Origin of the sequence: Microbacterium azadirachtae (assembly GCF_025583665.1) — a bacterium.
Classification (GTDB): domain Bacteria; phylum Actinomycetota; class Actinomycetes; order Actinomycetales; family Microbacteriaceae; genus Microbacterium; species Microbacterium azadirachtae.
This window is the reverse complement of sequence record NZ_CP099706.1, coordinates 2,855,543-2,871,925: the sequence shown is the minus strand read 5'-3', so window position 1 is coordinate 2,871,925 and position 16,383 is coordinate 2,855,543. Positions and strand designations below refer to the sequence as shown.

General features: G+C 69.4%; 15 protein-coding genes. 6 read left to right on the top strand and 9 right to left on the bottom strand.

Annotated features, from left to right (window positions below; genetic code table 11):
- Window positions 1-36: 36 nt before the first annotated feature.
- From NFX31_RS13595 to rplM, 6 genes are all read right to left on the bottom strand, one after another.
- Window positions 37-1,140: a glycosyltransferase gene (locus NFX31_RS13595; protein WP_045249779.1), complete on the bottom strand. Its 1,104-nt coding sequence runs from the start codon at window positions 1,138-1,140 to the stop codon at window positions 37-39.
- A 17-nt stretch (window positions 1,141-1,157) separates the two neighbouring features.
- Window positions 1,158-2,531 carry a sugar transferase gene (locus NFX31_RS13590; protein ID WP_262955969.1) on the bottom strand — a complete coding sequence of 458 codons (1,374 nt, stop codon included), beginning with the start codon at window positions 2,529-2,531 and terminating at the stop codon, window positions 1,158-1,160.
- 259 nt (window positions 2,532-2,790) lie between these two features.
- Window positions 2,791-3,237, bottom strand: a complete 447-nt coding sequence (locus tag NFX31_RS13585) for a VanZ family protein (RefSeq protein WP_262955968.1) — start codon at window positions 3,235-3,237, stop codon at window positions 2,791-2,793.
- 91 nt (window positions 3,238-3,328) lie between these two features.
- On the bottom strand, window positions 3,329-4,684 hold the full coding sequence (gene glmM / locus NFX31_RS13580; protein WP_045249781.1) for a phosphoglucosamine mutase: 1,356 nt from the start codon (window positions 4,682-4,684) through the stop codon (window positions 3,329-3,331).
- A 17-nt stretch (window positions 4,685-4,701) separates the two neighbouring features.
- Window positions 4,702-5,184: a 30S ribosomal protein S9 gene (rpsI, locus tag NFX31_RS13575; RefSeq protein WP_045249782.1), complete on the bottom strand. Its 483-nt coding sequence runs from the start codon at window positions 5,182-5,184 to the stop codon at window positions 4,702-4,704.
- 26 nt (window positions 5,185-5,210) lie between these two features.
- A complete protein-coding gene (gene rplM, locus NFX31_RS13570; protein ID WP_045249783.1) occupies window positions 5,211-5,657 on the bottom strand; it encodes a 50S ribosomal protein L13 in 447 nt (148 codons plus the stop codon).
- 285 nt (window positions 5,658-5,942) lie between these two features.
- Here rplM and NFX31_RS13565 point away from each other — a divergent pair, with 285 nt between their 5' ends.
- The 5 genes from NFX31_RS13565 (at window position 5,943) to NFX31_RS13545 (ending at window position 10,644) form a co-directional block, all read left to right on the top strand.
- Complete coding sequence (locus tag NFX31_RS13565) at window positions 5,943-7,148, top strand: glycosyltransferase family 4 protein (protein ID WP_262955967.1); 1,206 nt, start codon at window positions 5,943-5,945, stop codon at window positions 7,146-7,148.
- A 252-nt stretch (window positions 7,149-7,400) separates the two neighbouring features.
- Window positions 7,401-7,748, top strand: coding sequence for a hypothetical protein (locus NFX31_RS13560; RefSeq protein WP_045249784.1), 348 nt, complete (start codon window positions 7,401-7,403; stop codon window positions 7,746-7,748).
- Entirely contained in the window at window positions 7,745-8,935 is a 1,191-nt protein-coding gene (locus NFX31_RS13555) for a low temperature requirement protein A (RefSeq protein ID WP_091481625.1), read from the top strand. The genes NFX31_RS13560 and NFX31_RS13555 overlap by 4 nt, the downstream gene beginning before the upstream one ends.
- A gap of 321 nt (window positions 8,936-9,256) precedes the next feature.
- Window positions 9,257-10,051, top strand: a complete 795-nt coding sequence (locus tag NFX31_RS13550; protein ID WP_169748216.1) for a helix-turn-helix domain-containing protein — start codon at window positions 9,257-9,259, stop codon at window positions 10,049-10,051.
- Complete coding sequence (locus NFX31_RS13545) at window positions 10,048-10,644, top strand: hypothetical protein (protein ID WP_045249786.1); 597 nt, start codon at window positions 10,048-10,050, stop codon at window positions 10,642-10,644. The genes NFX31_RS13550 and NFX31_RS13545 overlap by 4 nt, the downstream gene beginning before the upstream one ends.
- Window positions 10,645-10,733: 89 nt before the next feature.
- Here the strand turns inward: NFX31_RS13545 and NFX31_RS13540 are convergent, their stop codons facing one another.
- From NFX31_RS13540 to NFX31_RS13530, 3 genes are all read right to left on the bottom strand, one after another.
- Window positions 10,734-12,518 (bottom strand): sigma-70 family RNA polymerase sigma factor, encoded by a 1,785-nt coding sequence (locus NFX31_RS13540; protein ID WP_262955966.1) that lies wholly within the window; start codon window positions 12,516-12,518, stop codon window positions 10,734-10,736.
- Window positions 12,519-12,739: 221 nt separating this feature from the next.
- Window positions 12,740-13,780 (bottom strand): Cys-Gln thioester bond-forming surface protein, encoded by a 1,041-nt coding sequence (locus NFX31_RS13535; RefSeq protein ID WP_262955965.1) that lies wholly within the window; start codon window positions 13,778-13,780, stop codon window positions 12,740-12,742.
- A 255-nt stretch (window positions 13,781-14,035) separates the two neighbouring features.
- Window positions 14,036-14,605: an RNA polymerase sigma factor gene (locus NFX31_RS13530; protein ID WP_175491338.1), complete on the bottom strand. Its 570-nt coding sequence runs from the start codon at window positions 14,603-14,605 to the stop codon at window positions 14,036-14,038.
- A gap of 328 nt (window positions 14,606-14,933) precedes the next feature.
- On the opposite strand from NFX31_RS13530, the gene NFX31_RS13525 reads away from it, so the two are divergent.
- Window positions 14,934-16,382 carry an O-antigen ligase family protein gene (locus NFX31_RS13525; RefSeq protein WP_052674209.1) on the top strand — a complete coding sequence of 483 codons (1,449 nt, stop codon included), beginning with the start codon at window positions 14,934-14,936 and terminating at the stop codon, window positions 16,380-16,382.
- Window position 16,383 lies beyond the last annotated feature (1 nt).

Here is a 16,383-nt window from a genome sequence, read left to right as displayed (position 1 = left end):
GACCACAGCGGCAGCAGGACAGGCGGCGCCGAACACTCAGACCTGAACGAACCTCTGCAGCTCACGAGCAAAACGTTCCGGCCCGAACCGCTCGCTCAGGATCCGCGAATCGAACCGGGCGAGGCGCAGGGCGGCTTCGATACCGGTGGCCAGATCAGCGGGGTCCGTGGATGCCGCGATCACTCCGGAGACACCGGGAACGATCGTCTCTACCTGTCCGCCGATCGGACCCGTGACGACGGGAGTGCCCGTCGCCTGCGCTTCGACCGGAACGATCCCGAAGTCCTCGATAGGAGGGAAGACGAACACGGCACTGAGCTGCATCAGGGCGTACATCAGCGCATCCGAGGGCGCGATAACGAAGCTGACCGGGACTCCCGCCTCCGCCGCTCGAGCGCGGAGACGCCTCTCGTCCGGTCCGCGACCCGCGATGACGACGGGCAGCCCGACACGATCAGCGGCCGCGATCACGAGATCCAACGCCTTGTACGGGGTGAATCGTGATGCCCCCATGACGAATGTCTCCGGCAGTCCGTCGAGAATGCGCCGCTCGTCGGGATCGAGCACATGAGCGCGCCAGTCGGACTTCTCGCCGATCGCCTCCACGGCGACGGGCGGGTGGATCACCGTGGCGTCGCGCTGCCACGCCCGCGCGATCCTGTCCCGGACGAATCGACTGTTCGCCGCGATCCTCGTGGCTTCCTGCGCCCGGCGGCGATCGATGCAGCGGAAGGTGGGAGCGGCAGCACGAACAAGCGCGGACCGTCCCCGATCGTCGGACTCCGGATCCCACAGATAGCGCGCGGGGGTGTGTGCATAGACGAACTTCGGCACCGACGGATCAGGGACCTTCACGTGATGGGCGAAGACATACGAACTTGCGAGGACCCATTCGTGATCGTCTCGGACGGGCGCCCGGCGCCATACGGCATCGAGCAGCGGCAGTGAAGCAGCCTTGTGTTTGCGGAACGGCGTCCGTGACAGCCAGGACTCGGCGACGCGTCCGTTCGGGAACCGCTCTGGTGCGTCGTTCCACAGGCAGTAGATCTCCGAGTCGGGAAAGATCTCGCCCATGGAGTCCAGGACCCGCTCGGCGCCACCGGAGCGTTCGATCCACTCAGTGACGATCAACCCCGACATGGCGCCCGCCTCCGACGTCAGTACGCGCCGGCGCCGTTGAACACGACGCGAAGCGTGCGCCAGAGGATGATGAGGTCGCCGGTGAGGGACCAGTTCTCGACGTAGAAGAGATCGAGGCGCACGCTGTCGTCCCAGGAGAGGTTCGACCGGCCGTTGACCTGCCAGAGCCCGGTGATGCCCGGGCGCACCAGGAAGCGGCGCTGCATGCGGGAGTCGTAGTGCTCGACCTCGGTGTTGAGCGGCGGACGGGGCCCCACGAGCGACATGTTGCCGCGCAGCACGTTGATGAGCTGCGGGAGCTCGTCGAGGCTGTGCCGGCGCAGAGCCCGCCCCACCGGCGTCACCCGGGGGTCGTTCTTCATCTTGAACAGCACGCCGTTGCCGTCGCTCTGATCGAGCAGACCGGGCAGGCGATCCTCCGCGTCGACGACCATGGTGCGGAACTTGAGCATCTCGAAGCGCCGGCCGTCGGCGCCGATGCGCTGCTGACGGAACAGCGCGCGCCCGCCGTCCTGGCGCACGAGGAGGGCGAGCGCCGCGAAGATCGGGCTCAGCACCACCAGGGCGATCACGGATCCCACGATGTCGAACGTGCGCTTGGCGACGTACTTCGTGCCCTCGAACGTCGGGTAGTCCACCTGGATCAGAGGCAGGCCAGGGGTCGGGATGGAGTGCAGGCGAGGACCGGCGATCCCCGTGAGCGCCGGCGCCACCAGCAGTTCGATCTTCGCGGCCTCGAGCTCCCAGCCGAGCTCCTGCAGCGCCTCGGGGGAGAGGCGGTCGGAGCCGCTGTACACCACCGTGTCGGCGCCGCTGGCCAGCAGCACCTCGAGCGCGTTCTCGAAGCCCGCCAGCACCGGCACGCCGGGGAGGAGATCCCGATCCGTGCCGCCGAACTCGGTCACGGCGCCGAGCAGCTCCACGCCGAGCCCGGGCTCGCGGAGGATCGAGGCTCCGACGTGGCGAGACTTCTCGCGCTCGCCGAGCAGCACGGCGTGGTGCGTGAACCTTCCGAAGGCACGCTGGCGCTGCAGCCACCGCCGCCAGCGCCACCTGCCGAAGAACAGCATGCCCAGCCCGATCGGGAAGGCGATGAGCACATATCCGCGTGCGATCTGCAGCTGGAAGCCGAACGCGAGGATCGCGAGCACTCCGAACAGCCGGATCGTCGCGTCGGCGACGCGTTTGTACTCGAGCGTGCCGCCCCCGACGAGCTTGGCGTTGCGCGAGCCGGACAGGCGCAGCGCGAGCAGCCAGACGAGTGCGAGCGCGACCGAGAAGATCGAGTACTCGACCTCTGCGTCGAGGACGCTGAACCCGGCGACGCGAGAGTCTCCGAACCCGAATCTTCCGACCTGAGCGAACGCGACCGCCGCGAACACGATGAACATATCCGTGACGGCGAGGCGTCGAACATACGCCTGCCGCCACAGCGCGACGTTGTGTGCCGTCGCGACAAAGTCGACTTTCCCAGACAATTCCCCAATACCCGTTCCCACAACGGTGGATGGTGCGACCATCCTGCTTCCCCGCGGTCTCGGCCTTCCCGGGGCTGGGATTCACGGGCGTCCTCGCCTCCCAAAGACGTGGACGTATTCATGCTAGTCCTCGATCAGTGAGGAATCCAGAGTCTGGAATATCGCACCCTCGTCATGCGCCGTCGGCGTGTGCGATCCGGCGTGAACGACGGCGGGAGGCGTCCGAGAGCTCGACGACGAGTAGCCCGATCGCGGCGCCGGCCGTGTTCGCGATGATGTCGAGCACCGAGTCGCTGCGCGACATCAGGAAGAGACCCTGCACGGTTTCGATCACGACGGTCGTGACGAATCCCAGGGGAAGCACGAGATACCGGCGCCGGGGGAGGAACACGGAGAGGAAGATGCCGAAGGGCACGAACATCGCGATGTTCGCGAGGAACTCGGCGCGGACCAGCGTGAGCCCCGGGATGACTCTGCCCAGGGTGCGGATCGCAGGATCGAAGGCGGAGAGGAAGGGATAGGGCGAGAACACGATGATGGCGACGACGACGGCGTAGATCAGCGCCCATGTGGTCAGCCGGCGCCAGAACGAGGCCGAGCTCGGCGGGATCCCGCTCACGTCGTCACCCCCAATATGCTCGCGCGGCAGAACGATCATTGTGACAGAGCGGCCGCACAGGAATCCTGTGCGGCCGCTCAGTCAGAGGCTGTCAGAGGGCGAGTCGCTCACGGACGACCTCGGCGAGCTGGTGCGCGTACTCGTGGGCGGACGCCTCGTCGGCGGCCTCCACCATCACGCGGACGAGCTGCTCGGTGCCTGAGGGGCGCAGCAGCACGCGGCCGGTGTCGCCGAGCTCGGCCTCCACCGCGCGCACGGCCTTCTGCAGGTGCTCGTCGTCGGTCTTGGTGCGGTCGACGCCCTTGACGTTCACGAGCTTCTGCGGGTACACGGTCATGATCGAGGCGAGCTCCGCGAGCGTCTTCTTCTGGCGCGCCATCTCGGCGACCAGGTGCAGACCGGTCAGCACGCCGTCGCCCGTGGTGGCGAAGTCGCTCATGATCACGTGGCCGGACTGCTCGCCGCCCAGCGAGTAGCCGCCGGCGTTCATGTCCTCGAGCACATAGCGATCGCCCACGGCGGTCTGCCGCACGGTGATGCCGTTCTCGCGCATCGCCACGTGCAGGCCGAGGTTGCTCATGACGGTCGCGACGAGCGTGTCCTGTGCGAGCCGACCGCGCTGCTTCATGGCGACCGCGAGGATCGCCATGATCTGGTCGCCGTCGACGATGTTGCCGTCGGCGTCGACCGCGAGGCAGCGATCGGCGTCGCCGTCGTGGGCGATGCCCACATCGGCGCCGACGCGCACGACCTCGGCGGCGAGCTTGTCGAGATGCGTGGATCCGACGCCGTCGTTGATGTTGACGCCATCAGGATCCGCACCGATCACGGTCACCTTGGCGCCCGCGTTGCGGAACGCCTCGGGGGAGGCGCCGCTGGCTGCGCCGTGGGCGCAGTCGAGCACGACGTGGATCCCGTCGAGGCGATGCGGCAGCGACGCCAGCAGGTGGATGACGTAGCGGTCCTCGGCATCCGAGAAGCGGCTGACCCGTCCCACGTCAGCGCCGGTCGGGCGCAGCTTCTCGCCGGCCATCGCCTCTTCGATCCGCTGCTCGACGACGTCGGGCAGCTTCACTCCGCCGCGGGCGAAGATCTTGATGCCGTTGTCGGGCGCGGGGTTGTGGGATGCCGAGATCATCACGCCGAAGTCGGCGTCGATGTCGGCGATCAGGAACGCCGCAGCGGGCGTCGGCAGCGTCCCCGCGTCGAGCACGTCCACGCCGGAGGAGGCGAGCCCCGCCTCCACGGCAGCGCTGAGGAAGTGTCCCGAGATGCGCGGGTCGCGGGCGACCACGGCCGTGAGGCGCTTGCCTGCGGCCTTGCGGGCCTCGGCAATACGGCCCTGGCCCAGGACGACGGCAGTCGCCTGGGCCAGGGTGAGCGCGATATCGGCGGTGAGGGGGCCGTTGGCCAGCCCCCGCACCCCGTCGGTACCGAACAGAGCCATAGAAGGGACTGTAGGGTTTAGCGCTTCGAGTACTGAGGAGCCTTGCGGGCCTTCTTGAGACCAGCCTTCTTGCGCTCCTTCACGCGAGCGTCGCGCGAGAGGAAGCCGGCCTTCTTCAGGGTCGGACGGTTGTTCTCGGCGTCGATCTCGTTCAGCGCGCGGGCGATGCCCAGGCGCAGGGCGCCGGCCTGGCCCGAGGGGCCACCGCCGGAGATGCGGGCGATCACGTCGTAGGCCCCGGCGAGGTTGAGCACCGTGAACGGGTCGTTGATCAGCTGCTGGTGCAGCTTGTTCGGGAAGTAGTCCTCGATCGTGCGGCCGTTCACCGTGATGGTGCCGGCACCCGGGACGAGGCGCACGCGGGCGATGGCCTGCTTGCGGCGACCCACGGCAGCGCCGGGGACGTTGAGAACGGGACGCGGAGCGGTCTCGACGGCGGCGGCCTCAGGGGTCTCGGTCGAGAAGTTCTGCGGGAATTCGGTGGTGTCGATGTCAGCCACGAGTATGTCCTTATTCGTAACGGCGCTTACTGGGCGACCTGGTCGAGGGTGTACGTCTTGGGCTGCTGAGCGGCGTGCGGGTGCTCGGAGCCGGTGTAGACCTTGAGCTTGGCCAGCTGCTGGCGGCCCAGGCTGTTCTTCGGGAGCATGCCGCGGATCGCCTTCTCGACGGCGCGGACCGGGTTCTTCTCGAGCAGCTCGGAGTAGGCGACGGCCTTGAGCCCGCCCGGGTGACCCGAGTGGCGGTAGGCGATCTTCTTCTGGAGCTTCTGCCCCGTGAGCGCGACCTTGTCGGCGTTCACGATGATGACGAAGTCACCCGAGTCGATGTGGTTGGCGAAGGTGGCCTTGTGCTTGCCGCGCAGAAGCGCTGCGGCGTGCGAGGCGAGGCGACCGAGAACGACGTCGGTGGCGTCGATGACGACCCAGTCACGCTGGACCTGCCCGGCCTTGGGGGTGTAAGTGCGCGTCACAATAGTGCTGCTTTCTTGATCGAACGGAGAGGTTCGTGAATCCCACTCCGGGGTGGTTCCCTCCCGAGGGAGAGGAACACGCCAGTGGAGGGCTCACGTTCGTGCGTGCGACCAGCAGTGATCGCACACCAAAGAGAGAGCTTACGGCATCACGGCGCCGAACCGCGAATCGGGCTGCCGTACCCCTTCCGGCGGGATGCCGGGTGACGTAGTCTGCCCCTAGCGGTCCGTGGGAGACCGTGGCGCCTGTGGGAGGCGCCTGAGAGTGCCACTGGGGAGGCACGGGTGAGCGACGCTGCCCGGCCGTTGCGCGCGGTCGAACCATTGCACGCGATCGATGATCGCGACGTCGAGGACGCGTGGAAGTCCGGACTCTTCGGCCGCGCCGAGCATGCCCTCGCGGCCGGCGGCTGGCAGGCGGGATCCTCCGGCGGGTTCCCCCGCGTCTACGTCGTCGCCGATCACGCCGGCCCCGGCGGCAGCGAGGTGATGCTGCTGCGCATCGCCTCCGTGCTGCGCGAGCTCGGCGTCGACGTGACCGCGGTCGTGCCGGATCCGTCTCCGGTGCTCGTCGCCGCCGTGAGGGAGGGGCTCTCGGTGATCGCGCTCCCCGCGCGCCATCCGGTCACCTGGCCCTGGGCGCTGCGGCGGTGGGACCGCACGCGCCCGCCCGGTCTGCTCTGGTGCAACGGGCTGATGCCCTCTGCCGCCACGATCGGGCGCCGCGATCGGCTGGTGCATCTGCACCGGAGTCCGAGCGGAGTGCGCGGCCTCGTGGCGAGGCTCGCGCGGCGCGGCGCGGTCGCCACGCTCGTGCCCTCCTGCGCGATGCTCGAGGCGGTGCCCGGCGCCGTCGTGCTCCCGAACTGGACCGACCGGATGCGGCGCGCGGATCCGCATCCGGACGAGGACGGGCGGATCCGGATCGGGTTCCTGGGCCCGCTCGGCCTCGACAGCGGGGTGCATGTGCTCGCGGAAGCCGTCGAGTGGCTCGAGGACTGCATGCCGGGTCGCTACCGCCTGGTGCTGGCCGGGGAGCCGGTCGGGGTGCCGGAGGAGGATCTCGCGCTCATGGAGGAGGCCCTCGGCCCCGTCGCCCACCTCACGCACCGCACCGGATGGGTCGACACGGCGGCCCTCTTCGACGGCATCGACCTGCTCGTGGTCCCGTCAGTCGTGGACGAGGCGTTCGGCCTGGTCGCCACCGAGGCGATGGCCGCGCGCGTGCCCCTCATCGTGAGCGATGCCGGCGCCCTTCCCGAGGTGGTGGGCCCGCGCGGCGAGATCGTTCCCGCCGCTGACCCGATCGCGCTCGCCGAGCGGATCGCCGAGCTGACCGCCGGATCCGCCACCGCCAAGCGCGGGCCGCTGTTCGAGCGATGGTTCGCGGAGTACTCCCCGGGCGCGGGAGCTGCGCGGATGCAAGCCCTGGTCGACGCCCTGGGCGTGCGCACCAGAGACCCGATGCGGTCCGTGCCACGGCCCCAGTGAGGACGTCAGGTCCCGATTCCTGACATCCCGCGCGGCCGGACCGCACCGTGGGGAACGCTGACGACGGGGAGGATATCTCAGCGTCCCCCTGTCGAAGGAGCACGCGTCGCCGTAGAAGTGACGCAGGACGGCCGGTCGGTGCGCGTGAGCGCCGGCACGGTCGCGCCTGCCGCACATCACGAAACGCGGCCGTTCGACTCCTTCTCTGCAGGGGCGTGATGCCGTGCGCCCGGACCCTGGGGAGGGAATCTGATGACCGAGGTGCAGAACACGACGGTGAAGAACGCGCTGGACCGCTTGGCCGCGCTGGACGAGGAGGGGTTCCTCGACGCGTTCTCGCCGAGCGGCTTCGTGGACGACTGGGGGTCGATCTACCGGGGCCGTGCGGAGATCGACGCATGGAGCAGCCGCGAGCTCATCGGCGCGCGCGGAGTGCTCGCGATCACGCGCGTCGACGAGGGCGCCACGGCACCGGAGTCGGGCCAGGAGCTCGTCGTCGTCACCGGCGACTGGCGCTCGTCCTTCGCGAACGGCCCGAGCCGGTTCGAGTTCCTCGTCGTGGACGGGGTCATCTCCTCGATGACGATCCGCGCCGCATGAGCGGGCCGTCCGCAGGTCGCGGAGCTCGGGCGTCGACGCCGCCGCGCTTCGGTCTCGTACGGATGCGCCCGCGCGACGTGGGGGAGCGGGATCGCGGCGTCAGCAACCTCGAGCTGCTCTTCGATCTCGTGTTCGCCGCCGCGGTCGGCATCTCGTCCGGGGCGATGCACGAGCTCACCGCGCACGGAGACCTCTTCGGCGGAGTCGGCGCCTATCTGATGGTGTTCTTCGCGATCTGGTGGGCGTGGATGAACGTGACGTGGTTCGGCACGAGCTTCGACACCGACGACTGGCTCTACCGCGTGCTCGTCATCGTCCAGATGGGCGGCGCGATCACGATCGCCGCGGGGTCGCGGAGCGGGATCCTGCACGGCGACTTCACCTGGGTGGTCATCGGCTATGTCGTGCTGCGTCTGTGCTCGGTCGCGCAGTGGATCCGCGTCGCGTCGGCCAGCCCGGAGTACCGGGCGACCGCTCTGCGCTACGCGGTGTCGATCACGCTCGTCCAGGCGCTCTGGATCCTGCGGCAGCCGCTCGTGCCGGCCGCGCTGCAGGTCCCGAGCCTCCTGGCGATGGTGGCGCTCGAGCTGCTCGTTCCGGTCTTCGCCGAGCGCGCGCGGTCGACGCCGTGGCACCCCCACCACGTCTCCGAGCGATTCGGTGCGTTCACCCTGATCCTGCTGGGCGAATCGGTGGTCGGATCCACCGCCGCGATGCTCGCCGCGATCGAGCATCACGGCGCGCTCGTTTTCATCGGCGTGGCGGCGACGGCCCTGACGGTGCTCGCGGGGATGTGGTGGTGCTACTTCGCGCTGCCCCGCGACGAGCTGGTCGGCGGCCTCCGCGCCACCATGGGTTTCGGCTACGGGCACTTCGTCGTCTTCGCCGCCGCCGGCGCCTTCTCGGTCGGCATCGAGAACGTCCTCGCGGCGCTCGAGGAAGGTCACGGCGTGCAGAGCACCGCGCTCGCCGGAACGCTCACCGTGCCGGTGGCCGCGTTCTTCGCGGCGACCTGGGCGCTGATCCTGCGCCGCACGCTGCCGAGGTGGGCGTCCGTGCTCTTCCTCGTGCTCGTCGCCCTGGTGCTGCTGTGCACCGTCACGCCCTGGTTCTGGCTCCTCACAGCCGCACTGGTCATCGGGATCACCGCGGTCGTCGAGGTCGTGCGGGTGCGGCAGAGGGCCTGACCACGCGGCGGAGCGGGGCCCACCCCGCTGCCGTCACTATTCCGGCCGGACCGACCCGTTCTCCTTTGTGGGGATGAATCTGGGGGCTCGGCACCGGCACGTGACTTCGGTTCGGGAAACACGCGGTGATCGTCGTTGAGCGGTTCTCTGGAGATGCGCGCTGTCGGTTCTGTGACCGTTGCCGTGCATCGGCACGCGCGCCGGTCGGTCCGTTCTCTCGCCGTCGGGCGGGGCCGTGTGGCGTTCGTCGCGAGTCATGACGGCGTCGTCGATGTGTCCCTCGAGGGGCGCCGGATCTCCGCTCGCGGCGGGCAGGGCGTCGTGGTGACCGGCCCGTCGTTGGCGAGGATCTCAGCGGCGCACGGTGCGCAGAGCGCGGTGATCGACGCTCCGAGCGTGGCCCTGGCGGCAGCGCCGATTCCGCATCGGTCGTTGCTGCTCGTCGAGAGCTCCGCTGTCGCTCGACCGTCGAGCGACTTCGTGCTCGCTCTGCTCGCGAGCGGCCACGGTGTTCCCGACCGTACTCTTGCGCATTTCGAGTCCGCGTTGATGGCGCTGATGGATGCGGCCATCACCTCGGGCGCGGTCGAGAAGGTCGCCCCCTCTTCATCGCTGGACCGGGCGATGTCCCTCATCGAGAAGCGGTACGCCGACCACGCGCTGTCGGCCCAGGCGATCGCTGACGACGTGAACGTCTCGTTGCGTCAGCTCGAACGCGATTTCGCGGCGCTCGGCCGGACGATCCGGCAGGAGATCCGGCGCATGAGAGTGCTCAAGGCGGTGGCCCTGCTGCGGGATCCGTCGACGGCTCGCATGAGCATCACGTGCCTCGCCCAGCAGGTCGGCCTCAGCAACGGGTCGAGCCTTGCGCGAGCGATGGCCGCAGAGGGCCTCGCCTCACCCCGGCAGCATCGTGCCGCAGCAAGCGGCGTGGAACCCGAGGCGAATACCCGGCACGACTCGATCTCACACCGCAATCGCCAGAATCGCTCGCTTCGTCGATCGTCATCGCCGGAGTCGCTTTACATGGCTGAGGCCGCGTTGCCGCCCACGTACCGGGCGTCCAGATCCGCGGCCTCCCCGAAACTAAGGCATCAGGAAGAGCGAAGACAATGACGCAGAGCAGTTTCACCCGACATGTACCACGGCGCACGATCATCAAGGGCGCGGCATGGTCCCTGCCCGTCATCGCCGCCGCAGCCGCAGTGCCTGCCCACGCGGCGTCGACCGGCCCCGCCTCGCAGGCGCATCTGTCCGCTCAGGTCGGCGGGTCGATCACCGCGGACGACAATGCCAAGACGGCGACCGGGACGCTCAACGGCGGTGTCGTGATCACGAACGTCAAGAACGGCCCGTGGGAGACCGGTGCGCTGACCGGGAAGTACATCGGCTCCGGCCAGTGGACGAGCTTCGCGATCACGAAGCCGAACGGCCAGCCGTTCGTCAGCGGGGAGACGATCGTGGCCGGGGGCGTGACATGGACCGTCACGCAGGTCGTGACCGACGCGGACGGCACCTGGGAGATCGACTTCGCGGGCCCCTCGCAGTCGGTCAGCGCCGACACGATCTTCTCCCTGCCCGCGGCGGTCTTCTCCGGTGCCTGGACGGGCACCCCGACGACGAGGAACCCTGTCGCAGGCACCGTCTCGGTCGCCGCCGCCAACATCAACAACGGCGTGAGCGTCAGCGGAGCAGTCAGCCACCCCTGACATCGTGAGCACCCGCAGCCTCAGCACTCACCGGCGCAGGGGCTGCGGGGGCCTTCTACGCCTGTCTCGCGGCAGGCGGTGCCCGTCGTCTACGGGACCACGAACCGGTAGGTCATATCCGCCGGGTCCGGGCCCATCGGGTCATATGGCGCCACGGGGTCGTAGACGTCGAGGTTGTGCTCCCAGAGGGGTCCCCAGTAGCCGTCCTTGTCGATGTAGCGCATGGTGAACCAGTACCAGCCGTACGAGTCGACGAGCACGCGGCGCTGGGCATAGCCGTTGGCGTCGAGCGCGACGAACGCGGTGTTGCCCTCCATGGTCGAGACGTAGATGGTTCCGTTCGCCGGCCCGCGGAACTCGACGACGAGGCCGGTGGTCTTGGCCTGCGTCACGGTGAGGTCTTCGAAGCCCGTGACGTTCTCGAATCCGCGCACCTCGATCGGCAGGATGGTGAACATGCCCTCGGTCGCCGGAGACGAGGCCGAGTCGGTGAACGTCCATGCCTGGTACGTGTAGTCGCCGGCCGGGAGCTCGAGGCCGCGCGGGTCGAAGGTCCAGGATCCGTCCGCTCCGACCGTCGGCGTGTACCGCGACGAGTCGAGCTGCACGGCGACCTTGTTGCCCGGCGTCGTCTTCCCGGTGATCACCGGGGCGAGGTATCCGCTGCTCGCAGGGCTGACGACGCCGGGTGAGGATCCGGGGGTGCCCGGCGCCGGGGTGGACGTTCCCGTCGGGTCGGGGGTCGACTGCCCAGGAGCGGGGCCTGGGTCAGGCACGCCCGTCGCCGGGTCGGGGCGTGGTTGGTATTCGAGCGTGTAGCGTTCGGCAATGCCTTGGTCGGCGGGATCGACCTGCCCAGGGGCGCCCACAGGCACGATCGGCGACGAGGGGGCCAGCGGATCACGGGTCACGGGGGGAACGATGGGCTCCGGTGCGACCGGCGCCGTCTGCACCAGGGTCGGCTCCGGCGCCGCCAGCGCCGGGCCGACGGTGAAGAACGGCGCGATGATGAGACCTCCGGCGGTGACCGCGGCCATCCCCCCGCCGATCAGCCAGGCGACAGCGCCTGTGCCGGCGACGACGGCAAGGGCGGTCGCCGTCGTCGCGGATGACAGCGACGCCGTGGCCGCACCGATACCCGCCGAGCCCAGAAGAACACCCAGCGTGGCGCCCTGAAGCCGTGCTGCGCCACCACGGAGGCTGCCCAGCAGCACCCGGCACTCTGCGCATTCCGCGACATGCGGATCGACCTCCGCGATCAGGGTCGCGTTGCGCGGTTCCGTGAGGTACTGCGGGAAGAGGCGGGCGACATGGCTCGTGTCGTCGCGCAGCGCACCGGGAATCTGTCGGCTCAGCCACTGGAACTTCAGTCCCGTCCGAGCCCGGCGCTGCAGAGCGGACACCGCATTGGGCTTGATCTTCAGCTCCCGAGCGATCTCCGGGCGCCCCGCCTCCACGACCTCGGCGAGCCACAGGACCCGTTGCCAGCGTTCCGGCAGCGCCTGCAACGCCTCGAGAACGTCGCCCGCTTCGCTGTCGGTCTCGGCGAGGCTCAGTGCATCGCGCTCGTCGACCGCGTCGATCTCGTCCGTGAAGGTGAGCTGGTCGGCATCCTTGGACCAACGGATCGCCGTGTTGCGCATCACCGCCTTCAGGTAGGACCGGAACGCGAACTGCGGACCGGCTTCGGTCGTCGTCACCTGCTGGTAGATCGCGAGGAAGGACTCCGAGACGAGATCGTCCGCCCGCGCCGGCGAGAGGCGCAGCGCGTACCGCTGCGCCGCCGGAGCGTGACGCTCCCAGAGCGCCGCGTACGCATGCTTGTCCCCGCCGCGGAGTGCGGCGAGGAGTTCGGCATCGGTGCGACCGTCCACTGTTCCCTCCCCAGGAACGAGGTCTGCCGGTCCTCCTGTCCCGGGAGGGCCGGTCGGCGGCGTGTCGCGTCGGGTGCGCGCACGTCTGCTGAATATATCGGAGTTCGTCGGATACCCTCCGACGGACCCGGAGCGCGCGAATAGACGCGTGCGCGCACGAGCGCGGCGCCGCCTCGGAGGATGACTCCGGGACGGCGCCGTCGTGCGGCCGTGCGATGGGATCAGGCCGGGACGACCAGGATCTGGCTCTGCGCGTGGCTGCCGCCCGTCGGAGTGCCGCAGACCGTCGTGGCCTCGGACGTGATCAGGCCGGTGCTGCCGCTCTGCGTGCCGCGCATACCGGCGTTGATCTGACCGATGAGGTACCAGTACGCCGCCGCGCTGTTGGGAGTCTGGAAGTTCCAGTTCGCGTCGAACGTCAGGTCGGTGTAGCGCCAGATCGCGTACTGGGTCGCCTCGATCGCGTCGTTCGCGCTGAGCGGCGCGGTGAACGGGCGACCCGCTGCGGCCGCATCCGCGGCGACCGCGGCCGAGAACGCGCTCAGCGTGATGCCCGGGTAGCTGTTCTGGATGATCCACAGCACCTTGCTGTAGATGTCGGAGCTGCCGGTGAGGTAGTTGCTGCCGAGGAAGCTGCCGAGGCCCCCGGCGGTCGCCGCCAGGTTCGACTTCGCCGAGACATTGTGCTCGACGCAGTACGAGAAGTAGTCGGGCGCTCCCGGGTTGCTGGGGTCGGCGGGCGTGCTGTTGTAGACCCCGTGGATCCCCGTGCCGCCGTAGCCCTGCTGCAGTGCTCCCATCCAGACCCCTGAGACCATGATCTGGATGCTCGACGTCGCCCCGTTCGGGGAGATCTGACCGAGCACGGTGTACGTCCCGGGGGTCGAGCTGGTGATGATGTGGCTCGTGAGATCCACGACGCCGTTCGCGTCCGAGACGAACGTCTTCGGTGCGGTGGTGTTGTCGTCCCAGTGGAACGACGACTGCCCGGCGGGGGCCGCCGACGGAAGCGTCACGATGATCGCCTGGTTCGCGACCGGCGTCCCGTTGTTGGTGATCGTGAAGGCGATGCTGCCGACGGGCGTGCAGACGCCCGTGGGCGCCGGCTGGCTGCCGGGGGCGATCACGACGCCGTTCGAGGCCGCGTACGCCGGCACGGCCGACGCCGCCGCGATGACGGGCAGCGACCATGCCGCCCCCTTGACGATCGTGCGTCGCGTGAGGGCCTTCTTCGGCCCGTGCTCGTTGTCGAGCTGTTCCATGTTGCTACTCCCCAATTCGAGTGGTGGCCGGGTGCCACCGTCCCCACGAGAGAAGGAGTGCGCGCGACAGGGAAAGTGACGCGGCGGATCCGGTGCAGCCCGGGTCCGTGTCCCGTCAGAGCTGCCGCGCCTTCGCATCGACCGCTCCGCCACGACGGGCTGCACCGGTGAGACGGCCGGGGCCGGGGAGGACCTCGGCCGTCTCACCACATAAGGAGCGCGGACCAGGGCGAGAAGTGACGCGCCGTGAGAGAGTCAGTGCCGCTCCTCCTCGTCCCGCAGGGCGGGCGGGATCTGGCCGGACAGCCACTGGATCCTCAACCCGGCCCTGGCTCGCCGCTGCAGCTGCGAGACGGCGTTCGGCTTGATGCCGAGCTGCCGAGCGATCTCCGGCCGGCTCACCTCCGCGACCTCCGCGAGCCACAGCACCTGCTGCCAGCGCTCGGGCAGCGCCTGCAGCGCGGTCAGGACGGCGGTGGCGTCGCCGTCCCTCTCGGCGATGCTGAGCGCATCGCGCTCGTCGATCTGCTCGACCTCGCCGAGCTGCACGAGCTGCTCCGCCTCCTTGCGCCACCGGATCGCGAGATTGCGCACGACCGACGTGAGATATGACCGGAACGCGAACTGCGGGCCCGCCTCGGTCGTCGTGACCTGCTGGAACACGGCGAGGAACGCCTCGGAGACCAGATCTTCCGCGCGTGACGCCAGAAGCCGGTGCGCATAGCGCAGGGCGGCCTTCGAATGCCGCAGCCAGAGGGCGTCGTACGCCCGTACGTCTCCCGCGCGCAGAGCGCGCAGAAGCTCGGCATCGGTGCGTGGATCCACCGAGATCCTCCCCAATGAATGAGGCTCATCCGGCTCTCCTCCCCAAGAGGCCGGAAGTGGATCTGCACGACGGGTGCACGCAGTTGAACGGTCCGACGATAGCGGATCCGACCCCTGCTCCCGGTGTGCCGGACGGGGTGCCGTCGCGTGCCCCCCGCCGTTGCCCGCGAGCACAAAAAACGGCTCATACCGAAGGAGTGCGGAAGTGCCGAAAAGTGACGAATCGACTTTTTCGACGGCACGCGTGCCGGGGCCGTGGCCCGGTATTCCGCCCCCCGCGCGGAATACCGGCGTGGGATAATGGCGCCTGGGACGAAGGACCGGGGACATGGGCAGAGCCGCAGGTGTCGTATCGCGCGTTCGTGACGCCCTCCCCACGGCCTGGGCGGCCACCTGGCAATGGGCGGTCATCGCCGTCGGCGTCGCGCTCGCCGCCTACCTCGTGCTGGAGCACGCGACCACCTCCTCCGTGCTGGCCGCCGCCGCGCTCGCCGCCCTCCTCGTCGGCGCCGTGCTCACCTGGTCGGTGCCTCTGGCGATCGCGCTGATGGCGACGCCGGTCGTGTTCGTCACGGAGCGCCTCGCGGTCGGCGGAGCGGATCTGACGGTGTCGGACGCCGCGCTGGCCGCAGGCTTCGGCACCGTGGTGCTGCTGGGCAGCCGCCGGCTCAGCCCACCGATGCGGGCGATGCTGTGGCTGAACGCGATCTACCAGTTCAGCACCGTCTTCACGGTGATCGCGAACCCGTTCCCGCAGAACACCGTCGAGTGGTTCCACGCCTGGCTGCTGATCTCGGGAGCGCTTGTGCTCGGATGGGGGCTGGGGCGCGCAGGCTACGCGCGGCTGAGCATGCTCCTGCTGCTGGGCATGCTGGGACTGATCGCGGCGGGGACCTTCGCGACGGCGGCGCTCAACGCCCTCCAGGGGCACGGCCTCGATGCCGTGTACCCCCTGTGGCCGTGGGCGATGCACAAGAACGCCGCCGGCGGAGCCCTGGCGCTCGGCGTCTTCCTGGTCTACGCGCGACCGGACTGGCTCGGGCTCTCCCGGCGCTGGACGGTGCTGCTGGTGTGCGTCTTCGGGGCGGCGCTGCTGCTCACGCAGTCACGCCAGGCGATCGCCGGCCTGCTGGGCGCGCTCTTCATCCTGATCATCCGCCGCGGCGCGGCGGGGCACGCGCTGTTCCTCACCGTGCTGGCCGTCCCGGCCGTGCTGCTGCTCGTGCAGAGTGTGATCGAGCAGTTCGCATCCGGGAACCAGTTCAACTCGGCATACGCCCGACTGGACTGGATGCGCGAGGTGTACGCGCTGTGGAAGCTGTCGCCGGTGTTCGGCCACGGACTGCGCTATTGGTACGTGCACCCCTGGGCGCATTTCCAGCCCCCGCAGGCGGAGCTCGAGGTCGCGGCGTCTGCGGGCGTCGTGGGCCTGCTGGGGTTCGCGATCATGTGGGCGGGGTTCGTCATCGTGCTGTGGCGGGTGGCGCCCCGCTACGGCGCGGTCGCTCTCGGCGCGGTCGTGCTGCGCATCACCGCGGCGCAGTTCGACCTGTTCTGGGTGGCGGCGCAGGTCTCGGTGCCGTTCGTGGTCGCGGGGATCTGCCTGGGCGCGCAGGCGCTCGCCGTCTCGAAGGGTGACGGACAGTACTGGGCGCCCCCGAAGGACGCCCGGCAGAGCTCCGCCGAGCGCCGCGCGGCGGCACGGCGCTCGAAGGCCCGGGGCCGGCGGAACCCCCGTTTGTATGATCGTGCTTACTCATCCACCCCGAAGGACTGAC